General features: G+C 68.5%; 17 protein-coding genes and 1 tRNA gene. 8 read left to right on the forward strand and 10 right to left on the reverse strand.

Annotated elements, in window-relative coordinates; translation table 11 throughout:
* Nucleotides 1-23: 23 nt before the first annotated feature.
* The 3 genes from MRBLWO13_RS05905 to MRBLWO13_RS05915 form a co-directional block, all read right to left on the reverse strand.
* A complete protein-coding gene (locus MRBLWO13_RS05905) occupies nt 24-731 on the reverse strand; it encodes a hypothetical protein (protein ID WP_341976938.1) in 708 nt (235 codons plus the stop codon).
* A 102-nt stretch (nt 732-833) separates the two neighbouring features.
* Entirely contained in the window at nt 834-1,634 is an 801-nt protein-coding gene (locus MRBLWO13_RS05910; RefSeq protein ID WP_341976940.1) for an ABC transporter permease, read from the reverse strand.
* A complete protein-coding gene (locus MRBLWO13_RS05915; RefSeq protein ID WP_341976942.1) occupies nt 1,631-2,395 on the reverse strand; it encodes an ATP-binding cassette domain-containing protein in 765 nt (254 codons plus the stop codon). Before MRBLWO13_RS05915 ends, MRBLWO13_RS05910 begins: the two co-directional genes overlap by 4 nt.
* Before the next feature lie 76 nt (nt 2,396-2,471).
* On the opposite strand from MRBLWO13_RS05915, the gene MRBLWO13_RS05920 reads away from it, so the two are divergent.
* A complete protein-coding gene (locus MRBLWO13_RS05920; RefSeq protein WP_341976944.1) occupies nt 2,472-2,993 on the forward strand; it encodes a helix-turn-helix domain-containing protein in 522 nt (173 codons plus the stop codon).
* 19 nt (nt 2,994-3,012) lie between these two features.
* Here the strand turns inward: MRBLWO13_RS05920 and MRBLWO13_RS05925 are convergent, their stop codons facing one another.
* On the reverse strand, nt 3,013-3,819 hold the full coding sequence (locus MRBLWO13_RS05925) for an SDR family oxidoreductase (RefSeq protein ID WP_341976946.1): 807 nt from the start codon (nt 3,817-3,819) through the stop codon (nt 3,013-3,015).
* Entirely contained in the window at nt 3,812-4,501 is a 690-nt protein-coding gene (locus tag MRBLWO13_RS05930) for a hypothetical protein (protein WP_341976948.1), read from the reverse strand. Before MRBLWO13_RS05930 ends, MRBLWO13_RS05925 begins: the two co-directional genes overlap by 8 nt.
* A gap of 158 nt (nt 4,502-4,659) precedes the next feature.
* On the opposite strand from MRBLWO13_RS05930, the gene MRBLWO13_RS05935 reads away from it, so the two are divergent.
* Together MRBLWO13_RS05935 and MRBLWO13_RS05940 are read left to right on the forward strand one after the other, a co-directional pair.
* On the forward strand, nt 4,660-5,835 hold the full coding sequence (locus MRBLWO13_RS05935; protein WP_341976950.1) for a histidine kinase: 1,176 nt from the start codon (nt 4,660-4,662) through the stop codon (nt 5,833-5,835).
* Nucleotides 5,832-6,530: a response regulator transcription factor gene (locus MRBLWO13_RS05940; RefSeq protein WP_341976952.1), complete on the forward strand. Its 699-nt coding sequence runs from the start codon at nt 5,832-5,834 to the stop codon at nt 6,528-6,530. The genes MRBLWO13_RS05935 and MRBLWO13_RS05940 overlap by 4 nt, the downstream gene beginning before the upstream one ends.
* A gap of 26 nt (nt 6,531-6,556) precedes the next feature.
* Here the strand turns inward: MRBLWO13_RS05940 and MRBLWO13_RS05945 are convergent.
* Nucleotides 6,557-6,630: transfer RNA gene (locus MRBLWO13_RS05945), tRNA-Gly, on the reverse strand.
* 94 nt (nt 6,631-6,724) lie between these two features.
* On the opposite strand from MRBLWO13_RS05945, the gene dcd reads away from it, so the two are divergent.
* Genes dcd through MRBLWO13_RS05960 form a run of 3 tightly spaced genes read left to right on the forward strand, consistent with a single transcriptional unit; the run spans nt 6,725 to nt 9,124 of the window.
* Nucleotides 6,725-7,330 (forward strand): dCTP deaminase, encoded by a 606-nt coding sequence (gene dcd / locus MRBLWO13_RS05950; protein WP_341976954.1) that lies wholly within the window; start codon nt 6,725-6,727, stop codon nt 7,328-7,330.
* Nucleotide 7,331: 1 nt separating this feature from the next.
* On the forward strand, nt 7,332-8,621 hold the full coding sequence (locus MRBLWO13_RS05955) for a hypothetical protein (protein ID WP_341976956.1): 1,290 nt from the start codon (nt 7,332-7,334) through the stop codon (nt 8,619-8,621).
* Nucleotides 8,622-8,635: 14 nt separating this feature from the next.
* Nucleotides 8,636-9,124, forward strand: a complete 489-nt coding sequence (locus MRBLWO13_RS05960; protein ID WP_341976957.1) for a GNAT family N-acetyltransferase — start codon at nt 8,636-8,638, stop codon at nt 9,122-9,124.
* 7 nt (nt 9,125-9,131) lie between these two features.
* Here MRBLWO13_RS05960 and MRBLWO13_RS05965 read toward each other — a convergent pair whose 3' ends face one another.
* The gene (locus MRBLWO13_RS05965) at nt 9,132-9,806 is read right to left on the reverse strand and encodes a hypothetical protein (protein ID WP_341976959.1); all 675 of its coding nucleotides are present in this window, start codon (nt 9,804-9,806) and stop codon (nt 9,132-9,134) included.
* Between the two features lie 118 nt (nt 9,807-9,924).
* On the opposite strand from MRBLWO13_RS05965, the gene MRBLWO13_RS05970 reads away from it, so the two are divergent.
* Nucleotides 9,925-10,464, forward strand: a complete 540-nt coding sequence (locus MRBLWO13_RS05970) for a MarR family transcriptional regulator (RefSeq protein WP_341976960.1) — start codon at nt 9,925-9,927, stop codon at nt 10,462-10,464.
* Between the two features lie 150 nt (nt 10,465-10,614).
* Here MRBLWO13_RS05970 and MRBLWO13_RS05975 read toward each other — a convergent pair whose 3' ends face one another.
* Complete coding sequence (locus tag MRBLWO13_RS05975) at nt 10,615-12,012, reverse strand: MFS transporter (protein ID WP_341976962.1); 1,398 nt, start codon at nt 12,010-12,012, stop codon at nt 10,615-10,617.
* A gap of 88 nt (nt 12,013-12,100) precedes the next feature.
* Between MRBLWO13_RS05975 and MRBLWO13_RS05980 the strand changes: the two genes are divergently transcribed.
* Nucleotides 12,101-12,739, forward strand: a complete 639-nt coding sequence (locus tag MRBLWO13_RS05980; RefSeq protein WP_341976964.1) for a TOPRIM nucleotidyl transferase/hydrolase domain-containing protein — start codon at nt 12,101-12,103, stop codon at nt 12,737-12,739.
* Nucleotides 12,740-12,892: 153 nt separating this feature from the next.
* On the opposite strand, the gene MRBLWO13_RS05985 is transcribed toward MRBLWO13_RS05980, so the two are convergent.
* Both MRBLWO13_RS05985 and MRBLWO13_RS05990 read right to left on the reverse strand, forming a co-directional pair.
* Nucleotides 12,893-13,744 carry an RIO1 family regulatory kinase/ATPase gene (locus tag MRBLWO13_RS05985; protein WP_341976966.1) on the reverse strand — a complete coding sequence of 284 codons (852 nt, stop codon included), beginning with the start codon at nt 13,742-13,744 and terminating at the stop codon, nt 12,893-12,895.
* Between the two features lie 179 nt (nt 13,745-13,923).
* The gene (locus MRBLWO13_RS05990; protein WP_341976968.1) at nt 13,924-15,021 is read right to left on the reverse strand and encodes a hypothetical protein; all 1,098 of its coding nucleotides are present in this window, start codon (nt 15,019-15,021) and stop codon (nt 13,924-13,926) included.
* Nucleotides 15,022-15,033: the final 12 nt, after the last annotated feature.

A 15,033-nucleotide genomic window follows, 5' to 3' on the forward strand; every position in this document is an offset into this window, starting at 1 on the left:
GGGACGACTCTACGCACCCGGCCTCAGGCGCGAGCAGCTGCCAGCTCCGGCATCGCGGCCAGTCTGTGTGCGCTGCGCGTTTCGGCTCGCGCTTCGGGCGAGAGAGCGGTCGCGAGACCGAAGATGATCAGCCATCCCATGCCGATGGTCGTCGCGACGAGTTCGAGCATGCTCCCGATGTCGGTGCGGAACTGCAGGAGAGACAGGATGCCGCCCGCCGCGGCGACGAGAGCGGTGGCGATTCCGGCGCCGAGGGAGAGCCGGCGCAACGTCGTGTGGCCGCTGACGAAGGACGTCTGCAGCATCGCCCAGGCGGCGAAGGCGAAGGCCAGCACGGCGACGGTCGTGTGGATCAGATCCTGCCAGGTGAAGGTGGGGCCGACAGGCAGCGGGCAACCAGTGGTGCAGGGCGCCTGGGATGCGACGAGGAACAGGCTCGACGCGATCGCGACGGAGAGTGACGGGGTCCAGAGCCGGAGCAGAGTCGCGGTCGAACGCAAGCCCTTCGTCACCCACGAGACCATGAATCCGCCCGCGACGAGCAACAGCAGCGCGGCCTCGAACCACCCGGCGGTCGGCTCGCTGTGCGCGCCGAGCCCGCTCACGTAGATCGGGCGATCGACGCTCAGGCGTGCCACCCAGATGATTGCGAGGGCGACGCCGACGAAGGTGCTTCCGATGCCGGCAACGGCATTGCGGACAGGGGTGGAGACGGTCTCGAAGAAGGGCATATCAAGACGGTAGAAGTGGGGGTATCGCCCTCGCGTCGGACTCGGGTGCCCACCTCATTCCGCCGTCGTACTGGAGTACGACGGCGGAATGGGCGGTTGGCTTCAGCGAAGGTCGCGCCGCAGGGGAGCGGCGATGGCAACGACGATGGCGACGGCGGCGTAGGCCAGGAGCACGATGCCCCCGCCCAGAGGCGTGAGGCCTGCGGGCGGCGCCGCGGCCGGGAGCTCCGCCGAGAGGGCGTCGCGGAGGAACGTGAAATCGGTGAGCGCGGCCGTCGCGCCGCCTGGGAGGAAGGGGTAGACCGTGTTCACTCCTGGGATGAGCATCAGCACGTACTCGAGCACGTAGAAGTATCCCAGAGTCACGCCGATCGCGATCAGCTGGTGGCGGGCGAGGGCACCGATCGCGACGCCGATGATCATGTAGATCGCCGCCGCGAGAGCGAGTCGGACGAGGAGCGGGACGAGCTCGCTCCATGGCATTCCGAGCGTCTCGCCGTGGAGTGCGGCGCCACCGGCGACTGCCGCCGCCGCGGAAGCGGATGCGATCATGCCGTAGGCCAGACCGAACAGCGCGTAGACCACCAGCTTGGCGAGCACGACACCGACGCGGCGAGGCGCGAGGAGGAAGGTCGTGCCGACGGTGCGATGCCGATACTCCGAGGTGATCGCGACCGTGCCGATCAGGGCAGGAACGAACAGGAGGACGGAGGTGAGGCTGAGCAGCATCTCGACGCCCGCGCCCGTGTCGAGTCCTGGTAGCGGAGGGTTGGCGTTCTCGGGTCCGATGACGGCGATGAGTCCGGGCAGGAGCCCACCGCACAGGGCGGCGGTGAGCAGAGACCACCAGACGAGACGTGTGGCGAACAGCCGGCGGAACTCTCCGCGGACGAAGGGGATCATGACGTGTGCTCCAGCGTGGGGGCGACGGGTTCGAGGTTCTGAGTGGCGCGCAGGAAGGCTTCTTCGAGAGTTCCGCCCTCTGCGATGAATTCGGGGAGGGATCCCGCCCACGTGATGCGGCCGCGGTCGATGAGCGCGAGGTCGTCGATGCCCTGCTCCAGCTCGGACAGCACATGACTCGAGAGCACGACGGTGCCTCCACGGGTGGCGAAATCACGGAGGAAGGATCGCAGCCAGGCGATTCCCGCGGGGTCGAGGCCGTTCGACGGTTCATCGAGGACCAGCACCTTCGGATCGCCGATCAGGGCGTTCGCGATTGCGAGTCGTTGCCGCATGCCCGTCGAGAAACCGCGAATACGACGATCGAGGAACTCGGTGATGCCTGCTGTCTCCGCCACCTCTTCGATGCGACGATCGCGGACGCCGGCGAGGGCTGCGCTCACGCTGAGATGTGCTCTGGCCGTCATCGCGGGGTGCGCTCCCGCGATGTCGAGGACGGCGCCGACCGTCCGCGCCGGTGCGGGCAGATCGCGGTAGCGGACCCCGCCGATGAGGGCGGCTCCGCCATCCGGGCGGGTGAGTCCGAGCAGGATGCGCAGGGTTGTCGATTTGCCGGCGCCGTTCGGGCCGAGGAATCCGGTGACCCGACCCGGCTCGGCTGTGAACGTGATGTCGTCCACTGCGGTGACCCCGGCGAACGCCTTCGAGATCCCGCGGACTTCGATCCGCACGGCTTTCGCCTCGACGGGGATAGTGGCCATGTTGCCTCCTCGGTTAGTCTTCAGACATGAGAACAATGCGAATGTTCTCATCATGAGAATAATGAAACGAGAGCCGATGCGCAAGACGACACCGATCGCCGACGTGATCATGCACCCCCTGCGGATGCGGATCATCCAGCACATCGGGACGCACGAAGTCACGACGACCGCGCTGCGCGAGGCACTCCCCGACGTCGCGACGGCAACCCTTTACCGTCATGTGGCCGCGCTGGTCGATGCCGGCATCGTCGCGGTGGTCGGCGAAAGGAAGATCCGCGGCGCGGTCGAGCGGACACTCGCGCTCGGAGAGCGGATGGCGCATGTGGACCGCGACGAACTGCAGGCGATGGGTGCTGAGCAGTTGCGCCACGCTTTCCTCACCTACTTGGGGCAGGTGGCTGAGCGCTTCGACGCTTCGCTGGCATCAGGCGAGGCGCAGGCGCGAGATTATCTCGGCTTCGGGATGACTCAGCTCCACGTCACCACGGACGACCTCGCCGAGTTGCAGATGCGCCTCGGGGAACTGCTCGCGCCCTACGCCGATGCCGACAGGAAGGGTGCTCGAGCCGTGACGCTCGCCACGATCCTGTTGCCCTGAATGGAGCTGACACGCGTCGTCAATCGACGAGCGCGCCGGCGGAGAGGTTGATCACGGTTCCGGTCACGGACCCTGCTCGATCCGACGCGAGGAAGGCCGCCATCTCCGCGACTTCCGAGAGGGTGGGGAGACGCTTCAGGAGGGTTCCCTGCGCGAGCGCGTCCGCGAGGAATCCCTGGACCGATGTCCCGCCCGCCTCAGCGAACGGGTGGAAGAGCTCACGAGTGTAGGAGCCCGCGGCCGGAGCATCGACGATCGCGTGCGGACGGATGTCCACGACCCGGATGTTGCTCGGCGCCAGCTCGGCTGCGAGCAGCCGCGAGAACGCCTCCTTGCCTGCTGCGCTGACGCCGTGCCCGAGGATTCCGGGCGCCGCGAGCTTGGCGCCCGGCTCGGAAAGCGTGAGGATGACGCCCGGGCGTTCACGACCCATGAACGGCGCGACGGCCTTGCTGGTGATGAACAGCGCCCGCAGGAAGCCGTCGATCGGCTCCATGAACGCTTCCACCGAGAGATCTGCGAAGACCGTGCCCTGATCGTGCGGGATGCTCACCGCATTCATGGCGATGTCGATGCCTCCTGCGGTCGATGCGACCTGCTCGGCATGCCGCTCGACCGCGCGCTGATCGTGCACGTCCACCTGCGCGGTCACAACCGTTCCGCCCTCGGCTGCGATGGCGCTCGCGAGGGCGTCGAGACGTGCCGGCGTCCGTCCGGCGATGAACACCCTCGCACCCTCTCGGGCGAACACCCGTGCGGTGGCGCCGCCGATGGCACCGCCTCCGTAGATCACGGCGGTCCTGTCGGTGAGCAGTCGATCATTCATGTGCGTTCCTTCCTGCAGTGGTGTTCGTGTTCGTGGGCCGGTCGATCGTCACGTCGTACGATCCCTCTCGGCCACCGGCTGCCCGCGCGGTCAGCGCGAGCCCGATGAGGATGATTGCGAGCGCGACGACCTCCGTCGGCCGGGACTCGACGACCCGGGCCACACCCATGAGTGAGGCGCCGGCCACGAGCATCCATCCCGGCACACGCTGCAGGCGCGGGCGAAGCACCAGGAGGATGCCGAAGACCGCGAGTCCTGTGAACAGCAGCGCGGGGCCGACGGTGTAGAAGATCAGATCCAGCGGCGCAGCACTCTGGATCCGATCGAACAGGCGATCGACAGCCTCGGCATCACCGTCACCGAGGCGGATGACGACGAAGTCGATGACGAACTGGCCGGCCAGCGCCAACGCGCCCGCCGCGGTCAGTGCGAGTGCTGTCCGGCCGGGCCAGGCCGGACGCCTGTCGGCACACAGACCGATCAGCGCGAGGCCGGTCAACAGCATCGCGAGACTGCCGGCGAGGAAGACCAGGTGGGACAGCGTCCAGAACCCCGGGAGGATCATGAGAACCACGCCGACGAGGAGCAGAGCGGGCCCGGTGACCAGGGCAGCCGCCCGTGTCGCACGGGACGGTTCCTGGCGAGGCGATGATGACGTTGTGGACAGGTGATTCGATGACATGACGACTCCTCCGCTGGATGGGACACCGCCCACAGTGCTCGTTCCGAGGGGAGAGCGGATCGCCGGTGCGACCGATCTCCTCCCTCCCTCGCACGAGTGAGGACGGCAGGTCGCCACGGGAGTAGCGTCGGTCGCAGGCGCGATCCGAGGAGGAGTCGATGTCCGACGGTTCAGCGATACGACGTGCGTTGCACGGCTGGTCTGCGCGCCTGCGCAGACTTCCACCCGCCGGTGTCGACGCGGCGCTCACAGTGCTGGCGCTGGCCGGGCAGGTCACGCCGTTCCTGGCCACCACCCGCAGCGACGGCCGCCCGTGGACCGCCGCTGAGTTCCTCCCGGTCCTGCTCGTCTCGCTTCCTGTCCTCGGTCGACGCTACGCACCGATCGTGTGTCTGCTGATCTCCGCGGCGGGGATCGGCGTCTACGCCGTCGTCGGAAGCGAGGGGCCGGAGCAGCCGATCTGGTACGGCGCGCTCATGCTGATGTATGCGGTGGCGGATCGGGCGCCGCAGCGCCAGCGACGGATCACCCTCGTCCTGGCGGCCGTCGGCATCACGGTCATCGGCGGCGTGTTCGGATCGCTGGCGGTCGGGATCCGGGAGGCGATCCTGTGGGGAGCCGCCTACGCGCTGGGCCGAAGCGCTGAACTGCACCGGGAGAACACGACGATGCTCGAGGAACGGGCGGCGCGGGTGGCGCGCGAGCGTGCGGTGGAGACGGAGCGCGCGGCCGAGCGGGAGCGCGCCAGGATCGCCAGGGATATGCACGACATCCTCGCCCACGCGGTCAGCCTGATGGTCGTGCAGGCGGAAGCCGGCGCGGCGGCCGGGGCTGCTGTCCCCGGGCGCACCGAAGCCATCTTCGACGCGATCGCAGAGGCGGGCCGCGACGCGATGACGCAGTTGCGAAGAACACTGGGACTGCTCGCCGAGCCGGACCTCGCCCGCGCGCCGCAACCGACTCTCGCCCGGCTCCCCGACCTCGTCGCCGGCGTCGGCCTGCACGGGACCCTCCAGTCGAGCGGCACCCCCCGTGCCCTGCCGCCCGACGTCGAGGTGGCGGTGTACCGAATCGTCCAGGAGGCGCTCACCAACGTGATCAAGCACGCCGACGCCGAGAGCGTCGTGGTCGGGCTGCGATGGGAGGATGCCGAGCTCAGGATCTCGGTCGTCGATGATGGCGCCCATGCCGCCGTGCCGGGAGAGGACATCGGCAGCGGGGCTGGACTGATCGGCATCCGGGAACGAGCGGCGGCGTGCGGCGGATCGGCGCGGTTCGGTCCGCGAGTGGGCGCGAACGGGTTCGAGGTCGCAGCTCGGATTCCCACCCCATGAGCATCCGGGTGGTCGTAGCCGATGATCAGGAGCTGGTCAGGACGGGCTTCGTCATGATCCTCGACGCCCAGCCGGACATCGACGTCGTCGGAGAAGCGAGCGACGGGTTGCAGGCGATCGCGGCCGCCCACGTGCACCGGCCCGATGTCATGCTGATGGACATCCGGATGCCGCAGCTCGACGGCATCGCGGCGACGAAGGCCATCTGCGCCGCCACGCCGACCCGGGTCATCATGCTGACCACCTTCGACCAGGACGACTACGTCTTCGACGCACTCCGCTCCGGAGCCAGCGGTTACCTGCTCAAGGATCTGCGCCGCGACGACCTCGTGCAGGCCGTACGAGTGGTCGCCGCCGGTGACGCGCTGATCGCGCCCTCGGTGACCAGGCGCCTCATCGAAGCGGTGGTGCAGGGGCGGCCTCTTCCCGACATCCCTGTGCGGTACCGCGACGTGCTGACCGCGCGAGAGCTGGAGATCCTCGTCCTGCTCGGCCGCGCCCGCTCGAACGCGGAGATGGCCGCAGAGCTCGTGGTGAGCGAGCACACGGTCAAGACGCACGTGAGCAACGTGCTGACCAAGCTCCATCTGCGCGATCGGGCCCAGGCGGCCATCAGCGCGTACGAGATGGGACTGATCGTTCCCGGCTCGGCCGGTGACGTGCCGTCAGCCGGGGCCTTCGAGCGGCCCAGCTGACGGTCGCTGCGACAGGAAACATCTCGTGGAGGGACTGACGGGAATCGAACCCGCGCTATCTGCTTGGGAAGCAGAAGTTCTGCCATTGAACTACAGTCCCGGACCCGATCCCGAGGGATCAGGTGAAGGCAAGCCTACCTGCCGCGTCGCGGATGGCAAAAGCGCCGGGCGCCATCTGCCCGTAGGCTGGGGCCGTGCTTCTCAGCGACCGCGACATCAGGGCAGAACTCGCATCAGGCCGCATCGGCCTGGACCCGCACGAGCCGGAGATGATCCAGCCGTCGAGCATCGATGTGCGCCTCGACCGCTACTTCCGCCTGTTCGACAACCACAAATACCCGTTCATCGATCCTTCCGAGGATCAGCCCGAACTCACGCGGCTGATCGAGGTCGATCCGGACGAGCCGTTCATCCTGCACCCGGGGGAGTTCGCGCTCGGCGCGACATTCGAACAGGTGACGCTGTCGGATGACATCGCCGCGCGCCTCGAGGGCAAGTCGTCACTCGGTCGTCTCGGCCTCATCACGCACTCCACGGCCGGATTCATCGACCCGGGCTTCACGGGGCATGTCACGCTCGAACTGGCGAACGTCGCGACGCTGCCGATCAAGCTGTGGCCAGGCATGAAGATCGGTCAGCTCTGCTTCTTCCGCCTCACATCGCCGTCTGAGAATCCCTACGGTTCCGGCCCGTACGGCAACCGCTACCAGGGGCAGCGCGGGCCGACGGCATCCCGCTCCTTCCAGAATTTCCACCGCACCGACGTCGGCACCACCGATGTCGGCTCCCTCGGAGGCTGACATGAGCGGCGACAGTACGGATGCTCCGCAGGACTCGAATCCGGATGCTGCCGCCGCACCTCCGATGCCGGTGGGCGAGCCGGCTCTGACGGCCGCGAACCCGCCCGTGGTCGAGCCGGACCTCGCCGACCCGAATTCGGTCGTGCCCGACTTCGAGGTGCCGGCTCCGCCGACGTTCGGCAGCGCAACGTCTGCTCCGGGCGCGGAGACGGTCGTCCCGGATCCGATCATCCCGGAGCCGGTGCTCCCCGCATCGGCTCTGCCGGAGCGAGTCGTACCACCCGCACCCGCGGCACCGCCGGCCCCGCCCGCTCCTGCGCCGGTGACCCACGAGGCCATCGCGGACTCCCCGACTGAAGCCGTCTCGAGCGGCTACACCGACGCGAATCCGTACCTCGTGCCGGGGACGGCGGCTCCCAACAGCTACCGCGGCTGGACGATCGGCATCTTCACGGGGCTCGTCGTGCTGCTCATCGGCGCGGTCATCGCGCTCGTCTATCTCTTCAACAACGCTCCCTGGGAGTTCGCGGCCCAGGAGCCCTCGGCGATCGAATCGTCGACGGCGGAGCCGAGCGCTGCACGCCCCGTCGAGACCACGGCCGCCGAACCCGTACCCGTCGCACAGCCGGTTTCAGAGCAGTGCGGCGAGCTCTGCGTCGAGGTCTCGTCCGTGGTCGGTGAGAGCGTGACCGGTGCTGATGGTGCGGTCACCTGGCAGCTCTCCGACGCATGGGAGACCGCCGACGTCGCCGTGGTCCCGGCCTCGGAGACAGCTGGAGCGAAGTACGAGTCGTCGGTCGGCACGATCAGCTTCACCGTCTGGGGTTTCGACAACGATGCGGGAGCCGATGCGGCGTACGCGACGCTCGCCGGCGAGCTCTGCGTCGAGGTCTCGTCCGTGGTCGGTGAGAGCGTGACCGGTGCTGATGGTGCGGTCACCTGGCAGCTCTCCGACGCATGGGAGACCGCCGACGTCGCCGTGGTCCCGGCCTCGGAGACAGCTGGAGCGAAGTACGAGTCGTCGGTCGGCACGATCAGCTTCACCGTCTGGGGTTTCGACAACGATGCGGGAGCCGATGCGGCGTACGCGACGCTCGCCGGCGAGCGCGGCGAAGCCGACGTCACTGACGAGGTCTTCGAGGGCAAGGGAATCCGGAACGACTATCTCGGGGCCGGATCACTGAGCATCCTGTGGTCCGTCACCGGTGACGAGTCACAGCCCTGGGTGCTGTTCGTCGAAGGTCCCGACGATGAGGCCGTCCGACAGTTCTACTATTCGCTGCCGATCTGAGCGGGGCTCGAGGCATGTGGAGCCTGCGGCCGAGTGCAGCTGCGGATGCCGGGTGGATCGCTGAGCTCCGTGCTGTCGTCCTCCTGGATGACCTGCAGAGGCTGGGGCGCTACGACGCGGCCCGAGTCCGGCAGCGGTTCATCGACGCTTTCGTTCCTGCGCGGACGCGCGTGATCGTCGTGGACGGCACGGACGCCGGCTCGATCTCGATGCGCCCCGACGGCGACAGCGTCTGGCTGGAGCACTTCTACCTCCGACCCGAACTGCAGGGGCGCGGGATCGGGGCTGCGATTCTCGCGGCCGTGCTGGCGGAGAACGCCGGGCAGTGCGTTCGCCTCAATGTTCTCGCCGGGAGCCCGGCGCGTCGGCTCTACGAACGGCACGGCTTCGTCGTCGACGCGGAAGACCCCATCGATGTCTTCATGAGCGCGGTCGTACCGGTATCCGTCGGTGGAAACACCAGGGGGACGGATGCCGCAGCATCCGTCCCCCTGGATTCATGAGTGTCCGTCAGGCGTCGCGCCCGCGGGTGAAGCCGGCGTCGAAGCCCCGCTCGTAGGCCCCCTGCGCGACGTGCGCGAACGGGGGCCGCCCGTGGCGGCGACGGTCGCCGTGGCCGTGGCCGTGGCCATGGCCGCCCTCGGAGGCCTGGTCGCAGTGGCCGTGGCCGTGGGGTCCGAACCCGCGAGGGTCGAAGCCGTGCGGGCCGAAGCCGTGCCGTCCGAAACCGCGAGGACCGAATGCGAACCGGCGGCCGCGACCGCGACCGCGAGGAATCTCTGTCTCCTCGTCCCAGCCGAAGGCCTTGGCGATCTTCTCGAGCGAGGCGAGGGTGATCGCCATGTCCTCTGGGGAGACGGCATTCGAGACGCGGGCGCGGATCTCGTCGACGGTCGCGCCGAGGCGCTCCTTGGCCGCGCGGCCGTCATCGGTGAGTGTCCAGCCGTCGCCGTCGGCGACGACCCACTCGCGCTCCACGAGTCGGTGCAGCTTGTGCTCGTTCACGGGGCGCCGCGACGGAACCGTGCCGTCGATGATGTTCAGCATCCGCCAGTCGCGCCGGGTGATGCCCTCGGACTCGAAAGCAGTGATGAACTCGGCGGCCATGAGCCGGTCAGCGGCCTTCAGCCAGTAGCCGAAGGGACGGGACGTGTGGTCGGGGTTGTGTGTGTCGGTGGTGTTCATGGGTGAAATCCTTTGATCTCGATAGTGAATGTCAATGTGCATGTGGTTGTCACCATGCATGTATATGTAGTGTGACATGCGATGTGAATGCATGTCAAGTCGCATGTAAAGTCAGAGGGTGAGTTCCGAAGAGATCGACCCCGCTGAAGCAATCGCCCAGGCGTTGTCTCGTCTGCGCGGACGCCGCCCGCAGGGGCGCGGCCACGGTGGTCCGCACGGCTGGCATGGTGGCCCGCACGGGCATGACGGTCCGCGCGGCGAGAAGTTCGGCCGGCATGGGCACCCGGGGATGCCGCCGTGGATGGCCGAGGGGCCGGGACGACTCGGCGCGCCCGCGCGGCTGCGGATGCTGGAGGCGCTCGCCGCCGCATCCACCCCGCTCAGCGTCAGCGCGCTGGGAGAGGCGATCGGTGTCGATCAGCCGCGTGCCTCACGCCTCGTGCAGCAGGGCGTCGAACTCGGCTACGTGCGTCGCGAGGCCGACCCCGACGACGCCCGTCGAACGCGCATCGCGCTCACCGATGAGGGGCGCAAGCTCGCGAGAGGGATGCGGGGAGAACGGCGCGAACTGCTCGGTCGCGCGCTCGCGGCGTTCACCGACGACGAGCAGCGCGACCTCGCCCGCCTTCTCGGCAAGCTCGCCGACAACTGGGACTGAAGTCGGAGCGGCGCCCCGGTACGCCGAGGCCGGTACACCTGTCGGCTCAGAATCACGGATGTCGGCCAGAATCGGCCGTTTCGACCGACATTCGTACTTTTCGACCGACGGATGTACCACCTGGCGCCGCCGGACGGCCGGAGGTCCGACTCAGCGGGCCGCCTTGACCGGGAGCAGCAGGAGGAATCCGGCCAGGAGCACGATCACGATGCCGAGGATGCCGAACGAGGTCTGGTGGGTGAGGGCGATCAGCACCGTCCAGGCTCCCGACGCCATCCAGCTCGCGGCCCGGCCTGTCGTCGCGTAGAGGCCGAAGATCTCGCCCTCGCGTCCGGCCGGAGTCACTCGGGCGAGGAAGGAGCGAGACGCCGCCTGCGCGGGGCCCACGAAGGCGCACAGGATCAGGCCGCCGATCCAGAACACCGTGGTGCCGGCATCCACCAGGAAGAACACGGCGAGCCCGGCCACGACCATCGACGCGAGCGACACCAGAATGATGGGCTTCGGCCCGAACCGGTCGTCGAACCGGCCGGCGATGATCGTCGAGACGCCGGCGATGAGGTTGGCGGCGATGCCGAAGATCACCAGCTGCTGGAACTCGAACCCGAACACGGTGCCGGCGATGACCGCGCCGAACGCGAACACACCGCCCAGGCCGTCGCGGAAGACGGCGCTCGACAGCAGGAACCAGAAGGTCGGCCGCGTCTCGGGGTCGCGGTACAGGCCGACCACATCGTGCACGAGCAGCCGGTACGACGCGAAGAATCCCACCTTCCGGTCGGGCCGGCCGAGCGATGGCTCCGGCACGTTCAGGAAGATCGGGATGCTGAACACGATCGCCCACACCGCACAACCCACCGCGATGAGCCGGAACGGCAGGCCGTTGTCGGTGGACATCCCCAGCCAGTCGACGGCGTCGAGCACGACGACGATCACGAGCGCGACGATGCCGCCGAGGTAGCCGAAGCCCCAGCCGAGTCCCGAGATGCGTCCCACGGTCTTCGGATTGGCGATGCCGATCAGCATGGCGTTCGAGTTCACCGCTGCGATCTCACCGAACACCGATCCTGCCGAGATCAGGGCAACGCCCACCCAGAACAGGCTCGGCACGGGTTCGACGAACCACAGGCCGAACATGCACAGCACGAGGGCCCCGGTGCCGATGCCGAGCCAGAGCTTCTGCCGCCCGGCGGCATCCGCCCGCTGGCCGAGCACCGGAGCGACGAGCAGGATCGCGAACGCGGCGATGGTCGACCCGAGCCCCAGGCCCGAGGTGAGTTCGGCGATCGCTGCTTCCTTCACCGGGTCGTTCTTGTCGAGCGCCGCGATGTCGGCCGGCAGGAACGCATCGGTGACGAGGTAGAGTGCGGTGAAGATGAACGTGAGGATGACGGTGTTGAACGGCTGCGTCGCCCAGTCCCACAGAGCCCAGGAGTAGACCTGCTTCTTCGGCGCCGGTGTCTCGCCGCGCAGGTCCAGCCCGATCACGCCGACGGCTCCGCTGTTCGCGGGCGCCTGCGGCTTCGGGATCATCGCATCGTCGCTCATGATCGAAGTCTGGCGCTGCCCGGTGAACGGCCGGTGACGGCGCGCCGCGCGCAATCCGGCCGGCATCGGGCTCAAGTAGTGTCGACGCATGCCGAAGACGGATGCCGCGTCGCACACGGTCGTGCTGTTCGAAGGGGAGAGCGACCTGCTCGCCTTCGAGGCGCTCGGGCGCCGGTTCGACGCGGTGATCGATCCGAAGGCGGTCAGCCTCGTCAACATGGGCGGCATCACGAACCTTCGTCGCCGACTCGCCGAGATGCGCCCTGCCGCCGGTTCGGCAGGGGAGTCCGGTTCGACACGAGTGCTCGGTCTCTACGACACCGCTGAGCGGCGATACGTCGTCGGTGTCCTCGTCGACTCGGGGATCCTCGAGGAGGGCGGCGAGCCGGATGCCGCAGGCTTCTTCGGCTGTGAGCGCGACCTCGAGGATGAGGTGATCGCGGCCGCAGGGTCGGACCTCGTGCTGGACACCCTCGCCGAGCGTGGCGAGCTTGCGCGATTTCGTGTCTTCCAGGATCAGCCGGCGCAGCGTGCCCGCACGATCCAGGCGCAGTTGCATCGCTTCGCCGGTACGGCCGCGGGGCGCAAGGCACGGTTCGCGGCCGACATCGTCGATGCGCTACCGATCGAGCGGATGCCGCCGCCCCTGGTCGCTCTGCTCGATGCGGTGCTGCAGCATCCGGAATCCGTCGAGAACGCGCGAACTGCTCTCAACCGACGGGAATGAGAGCAGTTCCTGCGTTCTCGGCGCCGGACGACCCCGTGAACGGGTCGCGGAGCGTGCTTCCCTTCGTTCCCGTCGCAGAACAGCCCGGTATGGCGGCCGAATACCGAGCTATTTCGCGACGGGAGCGGTGGGGAAAGGGTGGATGCCGAGGCCTCACGTGTACGACGCTGCGAGCAGTTCGGCGAACAGCTCCTCGGCATCGCACTCCACGCGGCGGCGGGTGAACCAGTCGCAGACGTTCACGCAGTCGCGGTGCAACAGGTCGAGTCCCTGCGGATTCGCGATGATGTCGACGATCTGCGGCAGATCGATGACCCGCACTCGGCCCTCGTGCACGAGAAGGTTGTACGCCGACAGGTCGCCGTGGGCGAAGCCGGCGGCGGCGAAGATCCGCATGAGGTCGACGATCTGCACGAAGAAATCCGCGAGCTCGGCGCGGTCGCTCCGCACCTGTGCGAGGCGCGGAGCGGCGGTGCCGGTCGTATCGCCGAGGAACTCCATCAGCACCTCGGTGCCGCTGACCTGCACCGGGTAGGGCACCGGCGCGCCGAGCTCCCACATCCGGCACAGCGCCTCGAACTCGGCGAACGACCAGGCGCCGGCTGCGACCTCACGGCCGTGACTCGACTTCTTCGCGAGCGCTCGGGTGTCGCGGGTGTTGCGGGTGCTGCGGCCCTCCGTGTAGACGGCCGAGCGGTGAAAGCTCGAATGGTCGCTGCTCCGGTACCGCTTCGCCGCCAGCAGGGTGCGCTGGGTGGGGTCATCCGGCACCGCGCGCTCGAGCAGGAAGACATCCGCTTCCTTGCCCGTCTTGAGGATGCCGAGCTCGGTGTCGAGTGCGCCGGCCGACGTCACGACCCATGACGGGCGCGGCTCCGGTCCGCGCTCGGACGGGGTGACCGCCGGCCAGGTGGTCCAGCGTTGGCCCTCGCCGGGTTCGACGTCGGCGAAGGCGAGGGTGGTTTCGAAAGGGGATGCGTCGAAAGACGCGAAGAGTTCTGACAAGGGGTGGCTCCAGGAGAAGGGCCACACCGCGGAACAGGAGCGGGCGGCCTCAGGGAAGGATGTCGGCGAGGGGCGCGACAAAGACGGTGTTCATGTCCTCGGCTCCTCTCGCTCTGGCCTTCCGGGCTCATCCCGGTGCGTCGTCGAGCCTAGGCCCTGACGAGGTCGGGTGTCCAGAGTCAGTCTGCCGGCGGTGTCAGTCGCACGAGCACGCCGTCACCCTCGCCGCCGATCGCCACCACCCACGACGACCCGGTCCAGACTGCTGCGTTCGCGCCGCAGAGGAAGGGCAGCGGATGCTCCGCCATCCCGTCCGTCATCCGCAGGGCATCTGCGCGGTACAGAGGGGGCTCGGCGCATCCTTCGCGGAGCTCGATCGAGGCGCGCGCCTCGCCCGAACCGCCCACGATCACTCCGTTCGCGGCGGGTGGGCCCGGGGCGCCGCCCCACCACAGGGCCACTCCGTCCGGACGGACGGCGACCCGGGCGAGATCGGCGTCCTGCCGTTCGACGATTCGCTCGGTGCCGTCCGGGTCGAGCACGATCCGGGCCGTGGGGGTCGCGAGATAGATGCGCCCCGAAGCGTCGACATCGACGTCGATCGGAGGAACGGCGGGAGGTGCGGCATCCGCTTCCGACAGCGCGAGCGGCCGGCCGTACAGCAGCTCGCGCTCGCCGTCGTCCAGGTCGATGCGGAGCACCTCGTAGTCCATGTACGCGGGTGGCCGGGGCTGGTAGCGCACCACGATCGCGTCGCCGTCGTGCACGGCCACATCGCCGAAGACGAAGTCGCCGAAGTCGGGGAACTCGGTGGGCGGCTCGCCGGGCAGGTCGCGCATCGTCATTGTCGTGGTGTCGAGCACGGCCAGCACCGGGTGCCCGTCGTCGCGGACCACCGCGAGCTCGGTGGAGGAGAGCGCCGAGATCGCCTTGATGCGCGTGAGCGGATCGTCGAACTCGGTGTTGAAGCGTGCCAGCTTCTCGCCATCAGCTCCGAGGTGCGGCCACGAGCCGGCCGACATCGCCCAGAATCCGCCGGTGCCGTCTGCCGCGAGCATCGACATGCCGAAGGCGACGTCGATCCGAGGCTCGTTCGCGAACGGGGTGTCGCCGAAGAACGTGTCGCCAGGGCGTCCGGTCATCTGGTTGTGGAAGCCGATCGGCTCCAGCGTCCAGTCATCGTCCCCGACCTGGGGAGCGCACGCCGAGAGGACGAGGCCGGCGGTCGCGAGCGCGGCGAGGCGCAGCATCCGTCGCCTCCGCCCCGTCATGCGCACCCGCTCACTCTT

The organism is Microbacterium sp. LWO13-1.2, assembly GCF_038397725.1.
GTDB lineage: Bacteria > Actinomycetota > Actinomycetes > Actinomycetales > Microbacteriaceae > Microbacterium.

Bases quoted from the DNA above. Each gene is read 5' to 3' on its own strand.
- MRBLWO13_RS05965 (WP_341976959.1), bottom strand. From the start codon at position 9,806: ATGAACACCACCGACACACACAACCCCGACCACACGTCCCGTCCCTTC.
- MRBLWO13_RS05975 (WP_341976962.1), bottom strand. From the start codon at position 12,012: ATGAGCGACGATGCGATGATCCCGAAGCCGCAGGCGCCCGCGAACAGC.
- MRBLWO13_RS05925 (WP_341976946.1), bottom strand. From the start codon at position 3,819: ATGAATGATCGACTGCTCACCGACAGGACCGCCGTGATCTACGGAGGC.
- MRBLWO13_RS05910 (WP_341976940.1), bottom strand. From the start codon at position 1,634: ATGATCCCCTTCGTCCGCGGAGAGTTCCGCCGGCTGTTCGCCACACGT.
- MRBLWO13_RS05905 (WP_341976938.1), bottom strand. From the start codon at position 731: ATGCCCTTCTTCGAGACCGTCTCCACCCCTGTCCGCAATGCCGTTGCC.
- MRBLWO13_RS05915 (WP_341976942.1), bottom strand. From the start codon at position 2,395: ATGGCCACTATCCCCGTCGAGGCGAAAGCCGTGCGGATCGAAGTCCGC.
- MRBLWO13_RS05935 (WP_341976950.1), top strand. From the start codon at position 4,660: ATGTCCGACGGTTCAGCGATACGACGTGCGTTGCACGGCTGGTCTGCG.
- MRBLWO13_RS05920 (WP_341976944.1), top strand. From the start codon at position 2,472: ATGCGCAAGACGACACCGATCGCCGACGTGATCATGCACCCCCTGCGG.
- MRBLWO13_RS05955 (WP_341976956.1), top strand. From the start codon at position 7,332: ATGAGCGGCGACAGTACGGATGCTCCGCAGGACTCGAATCCGGATGCT.
- MRBLWO13_RS05940 (WP_341976952.1), top strand. From the start codon at position 5,832: ATGAGCATCCGGGTGGTCGTAGCCGATGATCAGGAGCTGGTCAGGACG.
- MRBLWO13_RS05980 (WP_341976964.1), top strand. From the start codon at position 12,101: ATGCCGAAGACGGATGCCGCGTCGCACACGGTCGTGCTGTTCGAAGGG.
- MRBLWO13_RS05930 (WP_341976948.1), bottom strand. From the start codon at position 4,501: ATGTCATCGAATCACCTGTCCACAACGTCATCATCGCCTCGCCAGGAA.
- MRBLWO13_RS05960 (WP_341976957.1), top strand. From the start codon at position 8,636: ATGTGGAGCCTGCGGCCGAGTGCAGCTGCGGATGCCGGGTGGATCGCT.